This window comes from Kamptonema sp. PCC 6506 (assembly GCF_000180455.1).
GTDB classification, from domain to species: Bacteria; Cyanobacteriota; Cyanobacteriia; order Cyanobacteriales; family Microcoleaceae; genus Kamptonema; species Kamptonema formosum.
In genome coordinates this window covers 1-18,916 of sequence record NZ_CACA01000369.1, presented here as the reverse complement: position 1 = coordinate 18,916, position 18,916 = coordinate 1, and the positions used below count along the sequence as shown (strand labels likewise).

General features: G+C 43.6%; 10 protein-coding genes. All 10 read right to left on the bottom strand.

The genetic code is table 11. The features are described 5' to 3' along the window. Nucleotides 1–11 precede the first annotated feature (11 nt). A complete protein-coding gene (locus tag OSCI_RS26755) occupies nucleotides 12–5,609 on the bottom strand; it encodes a type I polyketide synthase (RefSeq protein WP_007358367.1) in 5,598 nt (1,865 codons plus the stop codon). Between the two features lies 1 nt (nucleotide 5,610). Further along, complete coding sequence (locus OSCI_RS26750; protein WP_007358366.1) at nucleotides 5,611–12,051, bottom strand: type I polyketide synthase; 6,441 nt, start codon at nucleotides 12,049–12,051, stop codon at nucleotides 5,611–5,613. Nucleotides 12,052–12,204: 153 nt separating this feature from the next. After that, nucleotides 12,205–12,468 (bottom strand): acyl carrier protein, encoded by a 264-nt coding sequence (locus OSCI_RS26745; protein ID WP_007358365.1) that lies wholly within the window; start codon nucleotides 12,466–12,468, stop codon nucleotides 12,205–12,207. 22 nt (nucleotides 12,469–12,490) lie between these two features. Next, nucleotides 12,491–14,107 (bottom strand): amino acid adenylation domain-containing protein, encoded by a 1,617-nt coding sequence (locus tag OSCI_RS26740; protein ID WP_007358364.1) that lies wholly within the window; start codon nucleotides 14,105–14,107, stop codon nucleotides 12,491–12,493. A 12-nt stretch (nucleotides 14,108–14,119) separates the two neighbouring features. Further along, entirely contained in the window at nucleotides 14,120–15,265 is a 1,146-nt protein-coding gene (locus OSCI_RS26735) for an acyl-CoA dehydrogenase family protein (RefSeq protein WP_007358363.1), read from the bottom strand. Nucleotides 15,266–15,890: 625 nt separating this feature from the next. Next, nucleotides 15,891–16,052 carry an ISAzo13-like element transposase-related protein gene (locus tag OSCI_RS28940; protein ID WP_083811341.1) on the bottom strand — a complete coding sequence of 54 codons (162 nt, stop codon included), beginning with the start codon at nucleotides 16,050–16,052 and terminating at the stop codon, nucleotides 15,891–15,893. Nucleotides 16,053–16,175: 123 nt separating this feature from the next. Next, nucleotides 16,176–17,183: a thioesterase II family protein gene (locus tag OSCI_RS26730; protein WP_234708836.1), complete on the bottom strand. Its 1,008-nt coding sequence runs from the start codon at nucleotides 17,181–17,183 to the stop codon at nucleotides 16,176–16,178. Nucleotides 17,184–17,320: 137 nt separating this feature from the next. Beyond that, on the bottom strand, nucleotides 17,321–18,040 hold the full coding sequence (locus OSCI_RS26725) for a lipocalin-like domain-containing protein (RefSeq protein WP_007358359.1): 720 nt from the start codon (nucleotides 18,038–18,040) through the stop codon (nucleotides 17,321–17,323). A gap of 244 nt (nucleotides 18,041–18,284) precedes the next feature. After that, nucleotides 18,285–18,548, bottom strand: a complete 264-nt coding sequence (locus OSCI_RS32560; RefSeq protein ID WP_407635904.1) for a hypothetical protein — start codon at nucleotides 18,546–18,548, stop codon at nucleotides 18,285–18,287. A 44-nt stretch (nucleotides 18,549–18,592) separates the two neighbouring features. Further along, entirely contained in the window at nucleotides 18,593–18,886 is a 294-nt protein-coding gene (locus OSCI_RS26720) for a phosphopantetheine-binding protein (RefSeq protein ID WP_007358356.1), read from the bottom strand. Between the last annotated feature and the right edge of the window lie 30 nt (nucleotides 18,887–18,916).

Below are 18,916 nucleotides of genomic sequence, written 5' to 3'. Positions count from 1 at the left end.
TTTTCATTCGTCTAGCTAACCCATTGTATGCCTAATTGTTCTGCAAATTGTTTGGCAATTGCTTCGGCATCATCGTTTTCGTCTAGCGGCTGAAATGCGATCGCTTTGTTATCCGTTTGTAAGGACTGTTCGGAGACAACTAAATCGTCGTCTTCTTCAGTCTCTTCTAGAAACTCGACCATCAAATAATCCACTAACTTTTTAACAGTGGGATAGTCAAAAGTCAGCGTAGCGGGCAAACGACAGCCTAAGCTATTTTGCAAATTATTTCTCAACTCCACTGATGTCAAAGAACTCATTCCCAAATCGAAAAATCCTTCAGTAACTGAGAATGCCCGCTCTTTCTGGTAGCCCAAAACTTTAGACACTTGAGATTGGACGTGGGCTAGTAAAAGTGGGTAATGTCGATCTTTTTCGGCCGCCTTGATTGTTTCCAATAAACTAACTGAAGTTTTTTCTTCCTCTTTCTTTTTGTCAGTAGTTTTTCGGAATTCAGTTAAGAAAGTGCTGTCAACTGGATATTTTGACCAGTTTATTGGCATTACACCAACTTGAGATATCTGGCCCTTTAACAAATTCCCAAATAAATACATTCCTTGATTAGGCGGAATCATTCCAAAGCCAATTGCCTCCCAACGATTTTGAAGATTTGCATCTAGTCGCGTGGCCATCCCAGAGCTCGCCCAAGGTCCCCAGTTAATGCTGGTAGCAGGCAATCCTAATGCTTGTCGGTGATGACAAAGTGCATCTATAAAGGTGTTGGCCGCAGCATAATTTCCTTGACCTAGCGCTCCTAAAACTGAGGTCATAGAGGAGAAGCAGACAAAGAAATCTAATGGCATTTCTTTGGTCAATTGGTGCAAGTTCCAAGTACCTTTAACTTTGGGAGCCATTACTTTTGAGAAGCGTTTATGGGTTTGATTGCGGAGCATTCCATCATCTAAAACACCTGCGGTATGAACTACTCCTCGCAAAGGAATGTCGGTTTCAGCAATTAGTGTAGCTACGCTATCGGGTTGGGAAATATCGGTTTTGACGATTTTTACCGAGGCTCCTTTGTCTTCCAATTGCTTGACTGCTGCTTGTGCTTCTGGTGATGCTGCTCCTTGTCTTCCCACTAGCAACAGGTGGCGTGCGCCTTGTTCGACAAGGTAATTTGCTACTTGCAGTCCTAATGCTCCGAGGCCACCAGTTATTAAATAACTGCCTGATGAATTAATATTTGGTGAATGAGCGATCGCTTTAGCATCGGCACGTTTCAATCGCGCGACATAACGCTCTTCATTCCGAAAAGCTACTTGCTCTTCTTGCTCTGGGAAGAGAAGTTCTGCGACCAACATTTCGATTTCTTTGGCTTGCCGAGAATTCAGGTCTACGCAGACTGTTTCTAGTTCGGGATGTTCTAGAACGATCGCGCGAGCTAAACCCACTAATGGCGATTGCTCTACTTGTAAGGGGGCTTTTGTTACTGGTTGCCCGTTATGTGTAACTAAGCATAAGCGAGGCATCTTTTTCCCCCAATGATGATGAGGAATTTCAGATAATGCTTGAACCAAATACAACGCACCAGTGCATAAATCCAGTGCTGTTGTTGGAACGTCTGAAATTTCTAGGTTTCGATCGCTCCCCCACAAATAAACAATGCCTCGACAGACTGATTGCTCTTTTTTGACTATTGCGGAAATTAGCTGCTGGAAGTCTTGCCGTTCAGCAGGGTTGATTTGATAGCGATCGCCTTCTAATAATGAAAATGACGAGCCTGGGGAAACGAAAATACAGCGATCGCCCTGCTTGTTAAGCAGCTCAGCTAAGGAATTGCTGACCTCACCTCCATCGCTAAAAATCAGCCAGCTACCTGCTTTAGATTTTTTGTCATCCGTTATCGCCAGCGGCTTTACTTCCCAACCAATTCTGTACAACCAATCATCTGTTTGATTGGCTAGCAAAGCAGTTTGATTGGCACGGCGTACCTGTAAGTTAATCAAGTCAGCTACTGCTACTCCATTCTCATCAACCAAATGTAAATCGAAAGCAGTCAGCAAACCAGAGCTGCCCTGATTTGATGATTGATGAACGTGACACCAAATGCTTGTGCTAGGCCGGCTCAAGAAATTTAGACGCTCTAAACCAACTAAAAAGTAAGTCTTGCGATCGCTCTCAACACCATCTTCAAGAGCAGCCGCCAAAAGCTGTAAGCAACCATCTAACAGCAGCGGATGTAAAATATCCTTTGCATCGCTCTCTACCATCTGCGGCAATTTAATCTTACCAAGCACTTCTGGTGACTCACCCTGAGAACACCACAACTTCTCAATTACTTGGAAGTTCGGTCCGTACTCTACTCCCAAATCGCTGAATTTTTGGTAATAGCCCTTAATTTCAATCTCTTGATTAACTTTTTGCTTCAAGGCGGCCAAATCTAAAGGAGTTTTTGCCGATAGAGTTTTTCCACTCAAAAGATCACCTTGAGCGTGGCGAGTCCATGTTTCATTCTCATCAACATTATCTGAGTTTTTGCGACCGAAAATCTCAAATTCATACCCTAATTCATTGGGTGTTAAAACTAATTGAACTGAGACTGTTTCTTCAGCATCTAAAACTAGCGATTGTTGGATCAGAAATTCTTCAACTACTAATTGTGGATAACTCTCTCCCGCTCCCCCTCCGAAGATTTTCGCTCCTGCTGCTAACGCTATTTCCACATAAGCTGCGGTGGGGAAAATGAATTTCTCGTAAAGAGCATGATCCGCTAAATATGCAGGAAAATTGGAGCTGACTTGACTTTCAAAAACTATTTGTTGATTTTTTATAGCTGCACTCCGAATTCGCTGACCTAGCAAAGGATGGCGATCGCTCTGCATCCCAAATTCATTCTGAAGTTGTCTTTGTGCAACATCAATCCAGTAGCGCTCTTGCTGCCAAGGATAAGTTGGTACAGAAACTTGGCGGTGAGCCGAGTCGCGATGGAAACCCTCCCAATCAATTGCCACGCCTCGTACATACAATTGACCCACAGCCTGAAGCAGTCCTTGCCAATCGCTTTGCTCTAGCTGTAGTGTCGGTAGCCATGTTCCATAGCCAGAGGGTAAACAATTACGTCCCATTCCCAGCAAAATTGGCTGTGGTCCCAGCTCCACAAATATCTCCACTCCTTCTCTATGTAATGTCTCCATAGATGCGGCAAATTTCACTGGTTTGATTACATGATCTACCCAATATTCAGGGTTAGTAGGTAACTGACTCTCAAAAGCACCTGTGACATTGGAGATAAAGTTGAGTCTGGGTTGGTGGAAAGTCACCTCTTGCACTACCTTCCGAAATTCAGCCAGCATTGGCTTCATTAAAGCTGAATGGAAGGCATGGGAAACTTTTAAGCGCTTAGTTTTTATGCCCTTGCTTTCTAATTCCTGCACTACCCGACGTACTGCTTCCCCTGCACCAGAAATAACTACGCTATTGGGCCCGTTGATGGCTGCGATGCTTACTGAGTCAAGTCCTTGCAGTGCTTCTACTACTTGTTCAACGGAAGCTAATAGCGATACCATTTCGCCGTTGGATGGCAGTTTTTGCATTAAACTTCCTCTGGCTGAAATCATTTTCAAGCCGTCTTCCAACGAGAATATCCCTGCTACGCAAGCTGCTACGTATTCCCCAACGCTATGACCCATGACTGCGCTTGGTTCAAGGCCCCACGATTTCCATAATTCGGCTAGAGCGTACTCTATGGCAAACAAAGCTGGTTGGGTATAAGCAGTTTGCTCTAAAAGGGAATTGTCATCATTTTGGTAGAGGATTGAGAGTAGCGATCGCTCGCTTATGCCGATGGTATTTAAAATTTCCTGACAGCGTTCTAGGGATTTCCGAAATGTTGGTTGTGTTTCGTATAGCTTCCGTCCCATCCCTAGATACTGGGAACCTTGACCTGTGAATAGAAAGGCAATTTGAGGTTGGCTTTCGCTCTTGCTACCTCCGTACAAATGAGTGCTTTCCGCTCCTCCTAAATTAGCTAATAATTTTTCCCGTGCCTGAGAAACTGAGTCGGCAACCACAGCTAAACGTTCGTGGAAATGAGTCCGCCGAGTATTAGTTGTGTAACAGACATCCGCCCACTCTAAGTTAGGATGAGTGGCTAAGTGTTCTGAGTAGTTGCGAACCATCTGTTCAAGTGCAGGTTTGGTTTTGGCGCTGAGGGTGAGCAGATGTTGGGGGCGCTCGACAGTTTCTGCCTCGCTTTTTGTTACTGGCGGTGCTTCTGATAGCACGACGTGAGCGTTGGTGCCGCTAAACCCAAAGGAGCTGATTCCAGCAATTCGTTGTTTATTGACTGTTGACCAGGGTGTTAATTGGCTGGGTACTTCCAGCGGTAGTTGATCCCAAGGAATGTAAGGGTTAGGTTTCTGAAAGTGGAGGTGAGGGGGAATCTCTTTATGTTGCAAGGAGAGAACAACTTTGATCAAACCTGCTATACCAGCCGCTGCTTCTGGGTGTCCGATATTGGTTTTAACGGAGCCTACGAACAAGGGTTCTTCCCTCTCGCTAAAGATGCTACCCAAGGCGTTTGCTTCAATTGGATCTCCCAAGGAAGTGCCCGTGCCATGTGCCTCAATATAGCTAACTTCCTTCGGTTTAACACCTGCATTTTTCAGTGCTTGACGAACTACTGCTTCCTGAGAAGGCCCGCTAGGTACGGTTAGACCGCCACTGGCTCCATCTTGATTGATGGCGGAACCTCGAATTAATGCTAAAATGTTGTCGCGATCGCGGATGGCTTGACTAAGGCGCTTCAAAACCACAACACCACAACCTTCACTGCGGACATACCCATTTGCACTAGCATCAAAGGTTTTACAACGACCATCTGGAGCTAGCATCCGCGCTTTTGTGAAATTGATGCTTAGGCTTGGTGCCAAGAGCAAGTTCACACCTCCGACTAAAGCTAGGTCGGATTCTCTGTTACGCAAGCTGTTTGCAGCCAGATGTACCGCCACGAGGGAGGAAGAACAAGCTGTATCTACTACCATGCTTGCTCCTTTCAATCCCAAACTATAAGACAAGCGTCCTGCTGCTGGGCTCAAAAGGGTTCCTGTGCCTAAGTGAGCATCGATTTGCGATCGCGCTTCCGACAGGCGCATAGCATAGTCAAAGGTGCTAATGGCAATAAATACGCCAGTGGGAGTACCAAATAGCTTTTCTGATGACTGACCGCCATTTTCTAAGGCCTCAAAACTTACTTCTAGCAGTAGCCGCTGCTGTGGGTCAAGGGACATTGCTTCCCGAGGCGAGATCCCAAAGAAGTGAGCGTCAAACTTATCCACTTCCGATAAAAAGCCACCATAACGGCTAGACATCTTTCCTGGCGCATCTGGATTGGGATCGTAACAGGAATCAATCTTCCATCGGTTGGAAGGCACTTCCTTAATCGCATCCACACCATTTGAGAGCAGGTGCCAAAAAGACTCTGTATCTTTTGCGCCAGGAAAACGGCAACTCATGCCAATGATGGCAATTGGTTCTTCTTTTGCTTGCTGAACTGCCTCTAGTTTGGTACGTGCTTCCTCTAGGGCGTTGAGCAACTGTAATGTTGTTGGTTTGGCGGGAGTTTGTGTCATGTTAAATATTACCTAGTAGTTTATTGAGTTCTTCGTACTTGCTAGCAAGTAAGATGTCCACTTCCTCTTCTGGAAGTTCTTCAAATACTTGGGTGGATGTCGTTTGCTCTTCTTCTGGTGGCTGGATACTCATATCCTCTAGAACTAGAACCTCTTGCAGCAGATAATTCACCAATGCTTCTAAGGTTGGATAGTCAAAGAGTAAAGTTGAGCGCAAGGAATGTTCGACACTTTTTTCAAGATAGTTTCTCAATTCCACCGCCATTAGGGAGTCAAGTCCCAAGTCGAACAAAGACTGTCGCGGCTCAATCCTCGTACTGGCATTCAATCCGATTACATTTCTAATGGCAGAACGAACATGATCCATCAAGATTGTTCGGCGGTCATTAGCCAGACTAGCTTTTAGTTGGGAAAGTAAGACTGGTCTATCTTGAGATGGTGTAACAATTGTTTGGAAATTTTCAAAGAATGGCGTAATTTCTGGCAGTCGTTCCAAGAATTTTGGCCAGTTCATAGGCAGTATCCCTACTCGATCGCAGTCTTCGTTTTTGACCAAGTAGTCTAATGCTTGCAAGCCTTGTTCAGTTGGAATGATCCCCCAACCTTGGGCTTTCAAGCGACTAGCAAAAGTTGCTGCCATTCCCACCTCGCCCCAAGGTCCCCAATTTATGCTCAAACTTGGTAAACCTTGCGATCGCCGATAATGAGCTAAGCCATCAAGGAAGGCATTAGCTGCGGCATAGTTGCTTTGACCTGCGTTCCCCAACAAAGAGGCAGCGGAGGAAAAACAGACAAAAAAGTCCAAGAGTAAATCTTGAGTCAAGGTATGCAAATTCCAAGCTCCTTGTACTTTTGATGCCATGACTTTTTTGAAGCGAGTAGGTGTTTGCTCTTTCAATAAGCCATCATCTAAAACACCTGCGGTATGAACAATTCCACGTAAATTAGGACATTCACTCAGTATTTTTTTGACATCCTCCCGATCGGAAATATCGGCATTAATTACGGAGACTTTAGCACCAGCCTGCTCTAATTTTTTGATAGCTTCATTTGCTGCTTTTTTGACACTGCTTCGTCCCGTCAGGACTAGATGTTTAGCACCTTGTTCTACCAACCACTCAGCCACTTTTAATCCTAATGCTCCCAATCCTCCCGCAATTAGGTAACTGCTGTCTGGGCGAACCCTTGCATTTTCTGGAGTCTGAAAACTTAACACCACTTTACCAATATGCTTGGCTTGCTGCATATAGCGGAAAGCATTTACAAATTCGGTAATTGGGAACACTTTGGAAGGTAATGGTTTAAGCTTACCTTCTTTGAACATAGTCATCAATTCCAGAAACATTGAAGAAATTTCTGCACCATCCATCTCTCCTAAATCAAAGGGGAAATAAGCAGCATCGGGGCGAATTGCTTCCAATTTCTGCTCATCCCAAATGCCAAATTTACCGATTTCTACAAAGCGCCCTCCTTGGGTAAGTACGTCAAAGCTGCGATCGATAAACTTGCCAGTTAGACTGTTGAGGATGACATTCACGCCTTTGCCATTGGTGGCAGTCATTACCTGTTCGGCAAAATCAAGGTTGCGCGAGTTGTATATATGTTTAACACCAAGGGACTTTAAAAAATCCCACTTAGGCGGGCTAGCCGTCGCAAAAATTTCTGCTCCTTTAAGCTTGGCCAATTGAAGAGCTGCTAGACCTACACCTCCAGCCGCATTATGAATCAACACTCGATCTGTTGGGCCAATTTGAGCGCATTTGACTAGGCCGTAATAGGCTGTCAAAAAAGTAACAGGAATCGTTGCCGCTTCTTCAAAACTGAGTTCAGATGGCTTAAGAACTACCAATTTTGCTTTAGCCTTGACCGTACTTGCCAAACTACCTGATGCGTAGGCAATGACAGCATCGCCTACTTTAAAGTCAGAGACTTGTTTGCCAACGCGCTCGATCGTGCCTGCACACTCAAAGCCGAACAATATATCGCTGGCCGTTGCAGCAATACCTAAAGACTCCTCGAATTCGCGCATCATGCCTAAAGCGCGTAGCACATCTCTAAAATTAAGTCCGCTTGCCCGAACTTTGAGCTCTACTTCATCAGGTGCCAAAGTTGGGGCAGTTAAGGGAACCAAAGTTAAGTTGTCGAGCGTGCCATAGCTGGTCAACTTCAGCGCTACAGGAGCAATGCTTGGTGCTTGTATGGGGTGGAAAGGCTCTAATCTAGCTACATAGCGTGTCCCGTTTCGATAAGCAATTTGGTCTTCTCGATCGGGTGCGAGTAGTTCTTGGAGTAAAGACTTAACCGTTTCAGGGGAATGGCGATCGGATGGTAAGTCTAAACAAGTGGTGGAAAATTCGGGGTGTTCTAGAGAGATCGTTTTACCTAGTCCCCAGATCGGTGTTTGCCAGAAAGCAACTGCATCATCTTTGAGCGCCGACTGTGCCCCTTGCGTAACCAACCACAATCGAGGGGAAGTCTTTGCTGAAGTCAGAGATTGAACTAGATGCAATACTTGCTCGCAGCTTGAATCGCAGGAGTCATTTCGATCGAGGCTCCAAAGGTACACTACGCCTTGATAGGATTTACTCGCCAACAATTTCTGCCAGTCGGCTGGGTCTGTCCAGTTAATAGCATATTGCTCTGGCTTGGAGCTCCCATCAGTTGTTTTGGCATAGACGAGGTGCGATCGCTGTCCGCTTCCCTTCAACAAGTCAGCCAAGGTTTCGGCTACACCAGTGCGATCTGCCAAAATTAACCAATCGCCTTTGTTTGTTGTGCTTGCAGTCCCCGCTGTTTTTTTGACTTCTTTCCAGGCAACTTGCACAAGCCAATCTTTCCAGGGTTGCTTCTGCTGTAATGCTTTCAACCGAGCCTTTTTCAGTTGCAAGCCGATCGCTTCGGCATAAACTTGACCATCTTTCCCAATTAACTGCAAGTCTGCCTTCAGGGTTTCTTGACCGGGCTGACCGTGAAGTTTAACGTAACTAAAAATTTCTTTGCTAGGATGCTGCCAAAAGGTGAAATGTGGGTAGCCGACTGGTAAATAAGTTTCGGCAAAGTCGGCAGGCATAGCTGCTAAAATTACTTGGAAACATCCATCCAAAAGCGCTGGATGCCAATGATAGGGATGGTTGACCAGGTTTTTAGCTAACTGAACTTGTCCGAGGGCTTCTCCCTCAGAACGCCACAAGCGGCGCAAACTTTGGAAGCTACCTTCATAGACCATTCCTCGATCGGCAACTTGCTGATAGAAAGTTTTGATGTCTTTATGTTCTTGGAGATTAGCTTGTAAAGCAGTTAAATTTGTGTTTGGTTCAAGATTTGCTCTCTCTTTACCTACATTAATCTTTCCGGCTGCGTAGCGCGTCCAAGTTGGGTCCTCGTTAATTAAATCTAAACTGAAAATTTGCCATGAATAGCCTTCAGCAGTGGCAGTTAAAATTAGTTGAACTGTTTGAGGTTCTTCTAGCTTGAGAGCTTTTTCAATTACTACATCTTCAAAGGCGATCGCGCGTTGTCCAAAAAGTTGATTTCCCGCTGCTAAAACCATCTCGAAGTAGGCGGAAGCCGGCATAATTGCTTGACCGAAAGCACGATGTTCTGCTAAATAGGGCAGATCGTCGGTAGAAAGATAAGCCTCAAACTGAACTTCTCCTTGTTTGAGTACGGATGAATAAATCCTCTCTTGTAGTAAGGGATGTCCGCAGATTTCACTGCTCTTTCTGGCAATACGTTCTTGTCTGACATCAATCCAACAGCGCTCTTTTTGAAAGGGATAAGTTGGTAACACCACTTTGCGACGGTGTTGGTCTTGGAAAAACTCTTTCCAATTTATATTGACTCCGCGAACATACAATTGAGCTAAACTTTCCACTAAAGTGGATGATTGTGTATCAGGACGGATACTAGGTAGCCACGTCAGGCGTTTTTCCTCATCAACTAGGCAACTAGCTCCCATACCTAAGAGAATTGGTTTAGAACCGATTTCTACAAAGCATTCTATTCCCATCTTTTGTAGGGTATTCATGCCATCGGCAAATCTCACGGGCTGGCGAATATGACGAGTCCAATAATCTGATGTGGCGACATCGTCCGTTACTCGCTCGCCTGTGATATTAGATATCAGCGGTAATTTGGGTACAGAGTATATCACCTCCCCAGCAACTTGAGCAAAGGGCTTTAATACTGGCTCTATTAGCGGCGAATGGAAGGCATGAGAAACTGTTAGCTCATGGGTTTTGATCTGCTTGGTTTTCAACTCGGCGACGATCGCATCTATGGCCTTGCTATCACCGGAAATGACTATGCTCTGCGGGCCATTGATTGCGGCTATAGAAACTTGGCTGCTGTATGGCGCGATCGCTAATTCTATCAGGGCTTCAGTCGCCATAACGCTGACCATTTTGCCATGCGCTTCTTGTGGCAATTGCTGTATTAGTTGTCCGCGAGTTGCGATTAGCTTTAAGCCATCTTCCAAGCTAAACACCCCTGCCACACAAGCTGCGACATACTCGCCTACACTATGTCCCATAACAACATCCGGTAGGATGCCCCAGGATTTCCACAACTCGGCTAGAGCGTATTCAAAGGCAAAGATCGCGGGTTGTGTATAGACTGTGAGATCGATGATGTTTTCTGGTCGATCGGGATAAAGTATTGACAGCAATGGTCGGTCTAAATAAGAACGCAGTATTTCATCGCATCGCTGCAACGCTTGGCGAAAAGTAGGTTGCGTCTCATAAAGTTCGCGTCCCATATCAACGTATTGCGAACCTTGTCCGGTGAACAAGAAAGCGATTTTAGGCGTTGCTTGGTAAGCATCACCTTGGATTGTGCCTGTAATTTGTTTGCCCTTGATAAAAGCATCAAGCTGTTGGGAGATATTTGCTTTCGAGTTAGCAAAAATAGCTAACCGATTGGCAAAATGGGTGCGTCCAGCGGCGGCTGTATAGCAAATATTTGCTATAGAATCCTCTGTCTTGTCCAAGAAAGTTAAATAACGATGGACGAGATCGGTGAGAGCTTTTTCGTTCTTACCAGATAAAGTAAGTAGATGGTATAAAGGTTCAATTACCTCGGTAGAAGACTCAACTTGCGGTAGCGTTGGGGCTGCTTCAACAATTACATGAGCATTGGTTCCACTCATACCAAATGCACTTAGGCCTGCCAGTTTTGGTTCATGTTCTGGCCAAGGCATCAGCTCCGTTGCTACAGTAACTGGTAATTTCTGCCAAGGAATACGCGGATTAGGTTTATCAAAATGTAAGTTGGGGGGGATCTGGTTATGCTGAAGTGAAAGTACAACTTTCATTAAACTAGCTACACCTGCGGCTGCCCCTAAATGCCCCATATTGGTTTTCATCGATCCAATTACTAATGGATCTTGACGATCTTTACCTAATACTTTTGCTAAGGCTATAACTTCAATTGGGTCGCCTAAAGGCGTTCCGGTTCCGTGTGTCTCAACAAATTGCACCTGCTTAGGCTCAATGTGAGCGTTTTCTACAGCTTGGCGCAGCATTGCTTCCTGTGCGGCACTAGCAGGTGTTGTCAGGGTTAAACTGTACCCATCGTGATTGATGACTGTACCTCGGATCGTGGCTAAGATCGGATCGCGATCGCGAATAGCATCGGAGAGACGTTTGAGAATAACAACGCCACAACCCTCTCCTTGTACGAATCCATCTACTGAATCCGAGAAGGTTTTGCAGCGACCATCTTTAGCTAACACTTTCATCTGGCAGAAACCAACTGTCAGTTTCGGAGAGAGTAGGAGACTGACACCACCAGCTATAGCCAGATTGCACTCACCATCGTGCAGGGATTGACAGGCCAAATGGACGGAAACTAATGCTGAGGAACAAGCTGTATCAATTTGCATTGTTGGGCCATGCAAGTCCAATACATAGGCTATTCGCCCTGCTGATAGGCTTCGTAAATTGCTCAATGTCGGGTAAGCATTGATTTCACTAGGATTCACCATATAAAAGCGTTCGGCCGAGTAATCATCCCAGTGAATCCCGACAAATACACCTGTCTGGCTACCTGCTAAAGATGTGGGTGCAATTCCCGCGTTTTCCAGAGCTTCCCAACTTACTTCTAGTAGCAAACGTTGTTGAGGATCTAAGCTTGCTGCTTCTCGCGATGCCATCCGAAAAAATTCGGCATCAAACTGTTCTATCTCATCTGTATCTAAGAAAGCCGCAGAACGCACATAAAACTTGCCCGGTGCAGGATTAGGGTCATAGTATCTCTCTAGATCCCAACGAGAAGAGGGAATATCTGTGACAGCATTTACGCCATTACGCAACAGTTCCCAGAATGCTTCTGGGGTGTCGGCATTTCCTGGGAAACGGCATCCCATCCCAACGATCGCAATTGGTTCCTTCTGACGATTTTCCAGAATATCGGAATCATGGTTAGGATGAGTGATTTTGTTCATGATTGATTTTTTTGAGAAAGGTTAAGATTCTTGCAAATTAGGATAGACACGAAGGGTCAGAAAATTCTAATGTGGGGGTTGGAGTCAATTAGAAAGAAATGAGCGATTAAATCCTATGTTTACTTTTGTATCGGGGAATAATACCTTCTTAGTTCATACCTGTGACACCAATTTACCAAGTATATAAGCTTTGATATTGTCAATTGTTTCAAAGTTCTTCAATACAAGTTCTTCAGGTTCCCAAAATATTCCAAATTCTTCTTCGACAAAGCGCACCAACCGAAAGATATCCATTGAGTCTATGATTCGTTGCTCAATGATCTTTAAATTGTTGGTTAGAACCAAGTTTGTTTGGTCATAGGCCAACTCTTGAATAATAAACTCTTTGAGCATTTGTTCGACTTTTTCTTCTGTCATTGTATTGTTTCCTGTTATTTTATTAGTGTGCTTCTTGAGACAACTGAACTTTGTCTATCTTTCCGGTTGAAGTTTGGGGCAAGTTACTTCGGAACTCAAACAAATGGGGAACCATATATTTTGGAAGCCGTTCTGCACAAAACAACTTTAAAGCCTGTATTGAGACATCAGGCGGTTCCGAAGGAATCGCTCCTGCAAGTTTGTCACCACTACGTGCTACAACGATAGCCTTGATCCGGTTGCCAATTTCATTGTCGGGAATTGGAATTACTGCGGCTTCTTCGACTCCCGGATGGCTGTACAAAATGTTCTCTATCTCACCTAATTCAATGCGATAGCCACGACTCTTAATCATGCGATCGCGACGACCTAAAAAGATATAATTGCCATCCGGGGCTTGTTTGACCAGATCCCCCGTGCGGTAAATCATGTCAGATCCTAAACTACGATGCAAACTAAAGGGAACTCGAACTTGGGCACTTTTTTCAGGTAAATCCCAATAACCTGTCATCAATCCAGGTCCGCGCACGCAAAGCTCACCCACCTCACCTCTAACTACCAATTCATTACTTGTACTTAAGACAAAAACTTCAGTGTTAGCGCAGGCTTGACCAATTGGAAGTGATTCAGTTAGTTCAATATCAAGTGGTGGAACTTGGTAATAGGTACAGACATTCGTCTCAGTCGGACCATAGAGGTTATAATAGCAGGCATGGGGGATATGCACCATCAACTGACGCAAATATTTAATGGGAAAATTTTCACCCGCAAACAAAATGGTTCTTAGAGCGGGGAAAGTATGTTGTTCTAATTGACCATATAAGACCAAACTTGTGAGAATAGAGGGTACTGAATACCAGATAGAAATTTTTTCTTCGGCTATGAATTTGGCTAGATTAATTGGAAAGACTGATAAAGCAGGTGAGAGTAAAATAATTGTGCCCCCAGCTTTGATAGTTGTAAAGATATCAAAGATGGAAAGATCGAAATGTAACGGTGCATGATTGGAAACGCGGTCTTCTGCTGTGACCTGAAATGTGTCGTAGGCCCAATTCACAAAGGTAAGAGACGCTCGATGGTTAATCATAACCCCTTTCGGGACTCCTGTCGAGCCAGATGTATAAAGAATATAAGCCAAATCGTTTTCAATAAGATTTTGGTCTGGCGGTGGACTGCAAGGAGCTTGTAAAACCTCTGACCATTGGATAGTTTTCCCATACCACTGCGTTGCTCGATTTTCCTCATCTGCCAGAATCACACTGTTGAGACTCTGCAAATCTTCTAAGGAATTGGTTGCTAAAGCATCTATTTTTTGATTGGTCGAAATTAATGTCTCGATCTGACAGTTTTTAATGATAAAGGCAAGCCGCTTAATTGGAGCGTAAGGGTCTAGAGGTACATAAGTTGCACCGGCCTTTAAGATGCCAAAGATAGCAATAACAGCTTCAATTGACTTATCGAGGTAAATACCAACTCGGTCTCCCCGTTTTATACCTGCATAGAGCAAGGTATGTGCTAGTTGGTTACTTTTCTCGTCCAACTGACGATACGCGATCGTGTGTTCTTGTTGCTGTACGGCAACGCGATCGCTATGGCTGCGAGCGCTGCTTATTAACAGATGTTGCAGTAGATATGACATGATGACCCTGCTTTACAATCCCAAGAATTTAGCAATAACGACTCGTTGAATTTCCGAGGTGCCAGAGTAAAATTTACTAGCAATAGCATCTCGCAGCTCTCGTTCTAACTCTGTATTTGTTAAATAACCATAGGCACCGTGAATCTCGATTGCTTCTAGACACGATTGAACCCAAGCTTCGCTAATGTACAAGTTGGCCATAGAGGCTTCCAGAAGAGCCATCTGCTTATTTTCTTTCATCCAAGCAACTTTATATAAGTATGCCTTGGCGTTCTCCAACCGCAGCTTCATTTCCACTAACTTGTTGGCAACTAATTGAAATTTTCCAATCGCTTGACCAAATTGCTTATGGCTTCTAGCGTAACGAATAGACTGCTCCAACAGTCGTTCCATTGTTCCCACAGCAGCGGCTAGAATAAATCCCCGTTCCCACTCCATACTATGATTGAATATGGCTAGCCCTGTCCCTTCTTCACCTAAGCGATTTGCGGCAGATACCTCACAATTTTCTAACCTGAGTTCTGGCACTTCTGCTGTACGCATTCCCATTTTAGATATAGGCTTTGAGAGAATGAGACCAGGTGTATCTTTTTCGATCATAAAAGTCGTCAAACCCTCTTTCCCAAGAGATGGGTCTATGGTAGCAAAAATGATGAAAAGGTCTGCAATGGTTCCATTGGTTACATAGTGTTTGTATCCGTTGAGAATGTATTTATCTCCATCTTTTTGAGCCGTTGTCTTGAGACTATAGATATCAGACCCCGCTTGTGGCTCGGTGGCTGCGTGGGAAGCAATCCATCCTCCTCGACAAAGCAAGGGGAGATATTTTTCCTTTTGTTCTTCCGTCCCGAAGGTCAGCAGAGGCATTTCGCAAGCCCAGATATGGGCATTCATAGCAAATATCAATCCGTTATCCTTGCAGCCATATCCTAATCCTTGCAAAGCATAGGCTGTAGTGAGGATATCCAGTTCCTGTCCGCCATAACGTGCGGGGATCGGCCATCCGTGAACACCAAACTCGCTGCACTTTTGCCACGCATCACGATTAAATATTTCCTCTTTATCGTTTTTAATCAGATCGGATATCAATGACTGTTGGGCAAATTGAATAACCTTTTTTCTGAATTGAATTTGTTGACTGTTCCAGGCAAAATCCATCACACCCTCTGCAATTTAACTGATTTATCGGTTGTGTCCGCATATTAATTTTATTTTTCGTTGGTACTACCTCTTTAGATAAACCTAATTGTATTTCTTTAGATAGATGTTTGTCTAGAGCTAATTCTTAAACTTTTGTAAATTTAATTTAGATGCCGTAACTTGACTATTAAATCAATTAAGTTTTTGTTAAATTAGTAGCAAGCAATTTTTTTGCCTGTATCAGTCGGCTGCTTCATCGCAAACAGGATGGCTTGGCGCGATCGCATCGAGCTATTGCTATTAGCCGAGGAGCCGAACTGCACCAACTAGATTGCGTCATGCGATGCTCCACTTTGAGTACCCAAGGCGAACCTGTACACCAACTGGCGAGCGCACAATTCTATCAAAGTCCAAACTGCCCATCAAACTTTCGACTCTTGGCGGTTTTTGTGAGGGTGAGCGCAAGTCCTGCCTTCCAACTGTTCTCATCGCAGTCTTGCAAAAACCATAAAAACCATAAATTACTCAATTTTGACTCTTGTACGTCTATTTGACATGGCTTGCTATGCGACTAGCGCACTAATTAGAAGGATTGAAAAGGACAAATAAAGTCTAAGGAATGAAAAATAAATAACTTAATGAATTACTTAGGTTGGGGTACGGCTCGATAATTCCATTTGGGCAAGTATTCGTCAAAAACAATCTGCATAGTATTTTTGAAATTATCAGCCACCTTTCGACCAGTTTTATAAACTTTATTAAGGATGTTTACAGCTACAGATAGTCCAGTTTTTGTTTGAGTTATTTATTTTTCATTCCTAAATTACAAAAATTAATTAAAAAACCGCGAGAGTTTATTAACCTTTTTTAACATTTATTAAATTGGGAGGAAATAGTAGGTATAGGTAGTAATGAGGCGATATGGGAGTTATAAATAGTCTTTTAGCGTTTCAGATAGAAACTGCAACAAGAGTTGTCTATTTTCATTCAGGTAGAAGTGTCCACCTGGGAACATCTGTACTGAAAATGAGGAACGAGTGTACTCACCCCAAGGAGCAAGATAATGATGACTGGCTTCCTTATCTTCAAGACCACCCAAAGCAAAAATCGGACAATCAAGAGGTTCCACTTGGCAATGGATATATGTTTCTACTAAAGTCAGATCTGCTCGCAAAACAGGTAAGAACAATTCCATGAGTTCTTCATCTTTTAAGACTACATCTGGTATAGCAGAGTAAACTTTGGTTAATTTTTCAATAAATTCTGCATTAGGTAACAAATGAATGGGTGAATATATTTCAGGTAGGTTAGGAGCAGGGCGACCTGATACAAATAAATAAACTGGATTGACGTTTCTTTGCTGGAGTTTTCTAGCTAGGTCATAAGCAATTAGCGCTCCCATACTATGACCAAAGATCGCAAATGGCTTATCCAAATGTTGCAGAAAAACCTCCACTAATTTATCTGTCAGAATTTCAAGATTTGAAATTGGCTGTTCTCGGAGGCGATTTTCTCTTCCAGGTAGCTCAATCGCACAAAGCTCTACATTTGACGGCAATTCTCGAGGCCAAAGACGAAAAATTGATGTCCCACCTCCTGCATAGGGTAGGCAAAATAGGCGTAAATTGGCTTGTGGATTGGACTGGGGGCATTTAATCCAAAGATTAGGTATTTCTGTTTTCATAATAAATATTACCTTAAGGAAAATAAGCTTGTCTCTAATATAATATCTTAACAATGCCTTGTACGGTATAAAAATTAGGCTTGCGCTGTAAAAAAAGTGTTTATGCCAGCGAGCAAGATACCCGAGTGCAAGAGTTAAGATATTAATATCGGCGTTGGCTAGAGGATTGATATCAGAAAGTAGTATTTGTCTTAATAAAACTGGATTAAATCTGTAAATGCCACGCTTGTTCGCCAGAGTGATAGATTGCAAACGAGTGGTTGTTAGTATCCCTGGAAACAAGAGTGGCAAATTTTAATTCCGAAAATGAGGCAGTTTAGCCATGCCTCTTAATCTACCATCAATGTGTAGCTGTTTTTTCCGGTAACGTTTGGAAATCCTGTGAACTGTTACTCTGGAAAGCGCTCCCAAGTTATAAAAGGAGTTTGTAGCTTGCCATCCATCATCTCCGGAGCATGAGTCAATACTAGCTTGCCCTCCTTAAAACTATAGATGCGTACTTGATTTGTACCCACATAATTTGGGAACAGGCTGACTTCAACACGATGAGTCACTTTACCATCTTGGAGTTCATATTTACCGCAATAGGTAATATATGTTTGTACTGCTTTTGCCTGTTCTTCTAACGTTCCTCCCAAAATGTCTCCTGATGGGAAATTAGGACGTTTATTTTTTGAAAAGGTTGCACACATATGTCCATCGGCAGAGTACATAAGGTAACCAAGAGAATCTTTTCCAAATGGATAAGTAACATTTCCCTGTGCATCCTTGTTTTCCCAGGATACGAGTCGCCAAGTTCCCACAAATTGTTTTTGTTGGGCTGTCAACTCACCCCGGGAAACCTTATAGGAAGAATGTTCCGGCCCGGAGGGGATGGAGCCTTGCTTAGGTGAATTTCCGTCCTGCTTTAAGTTAGTAGCACTTTGTTGAAGTGCAGAAGATTTCGATGCTTCAGCCTTAATTGCAGCCACACCATATGATGCAATTAAAGCGGCTGTTAAACCTCCAGAAAACCATTTAATAGAGCGCTGGATACGATTTTTTTTTGTTCCCGCTTTCTTGCGCTGTTCAATACTGGCATCAATCGACTCAGTAGAAATAGGATCCATAATTCATCCTCAATAATTTGGTAATTTTCCCAGGCATTATGCAGCAATGAGCCTCTGGGGAAATCAGATAGAGGCATAATGCTGTGGCTGGTGTGTTGCAAGATAATACCATAAAAACGTTCGCCGTGTCTACATCTAAAGTCAGGACATCCAAGAATTATCTTAGGGTAGCCTCAAAGGGTGACAAGCAAGTTGAAAGACCTACTTGGCAAGGAGTTGAGTTGATATGTCTTAAAAAGGCTCCTCACTTTGGCGATCGCTCCTTTTTTGGATTCACGTAGAGTCTATAATCCGTGTCACTAAGCTGGAGAAAAGTAGCTCGTAACAACAAATCAGAGGTGAGGTTAAAAGGTTGCCGCGCCTTTTCTGTGACTAACCGCAAAGCTTCAGTTTGGCGATCGCTTTCTGACGCTATTTCTTGAAGATTAATTAATGGCAGAGGTAAATAGCAACTTGGCTGAACGATCCGAATTGGTTGCCCATCGAAGACAGAAAAGTTGGTTCGCAGAATTTCGTGGCGTTCGATAATTTTGTTGAAACTTTGCTCTAATGCTAATCGATCGAACTAGGTAAATAAATCGTAAAGTGTTCGTTATAAAAAGGATTATCCGGTTCCACTTGTGCCAAAAACCACAACTGTTGTTCGCCAAAAGAGAGAGGCAAATTTTGGTTGCGAGAAATCACTTCGATTGGAAAAAGTTGTAACCTTGAGTTTGTTTGAAGTTCTGTTTCTATTTGCTGGGCTAATTCGGCTATTGTGGGTGCTTCAAAAAAAGAACGCAGAGACAATTCTATTTCAAGCGTATTTTGGATGCGAGAGATAAATCGAGCAGCTAGTAATACCATTTCCCTAAAAGTATGCTATAATAACAATAA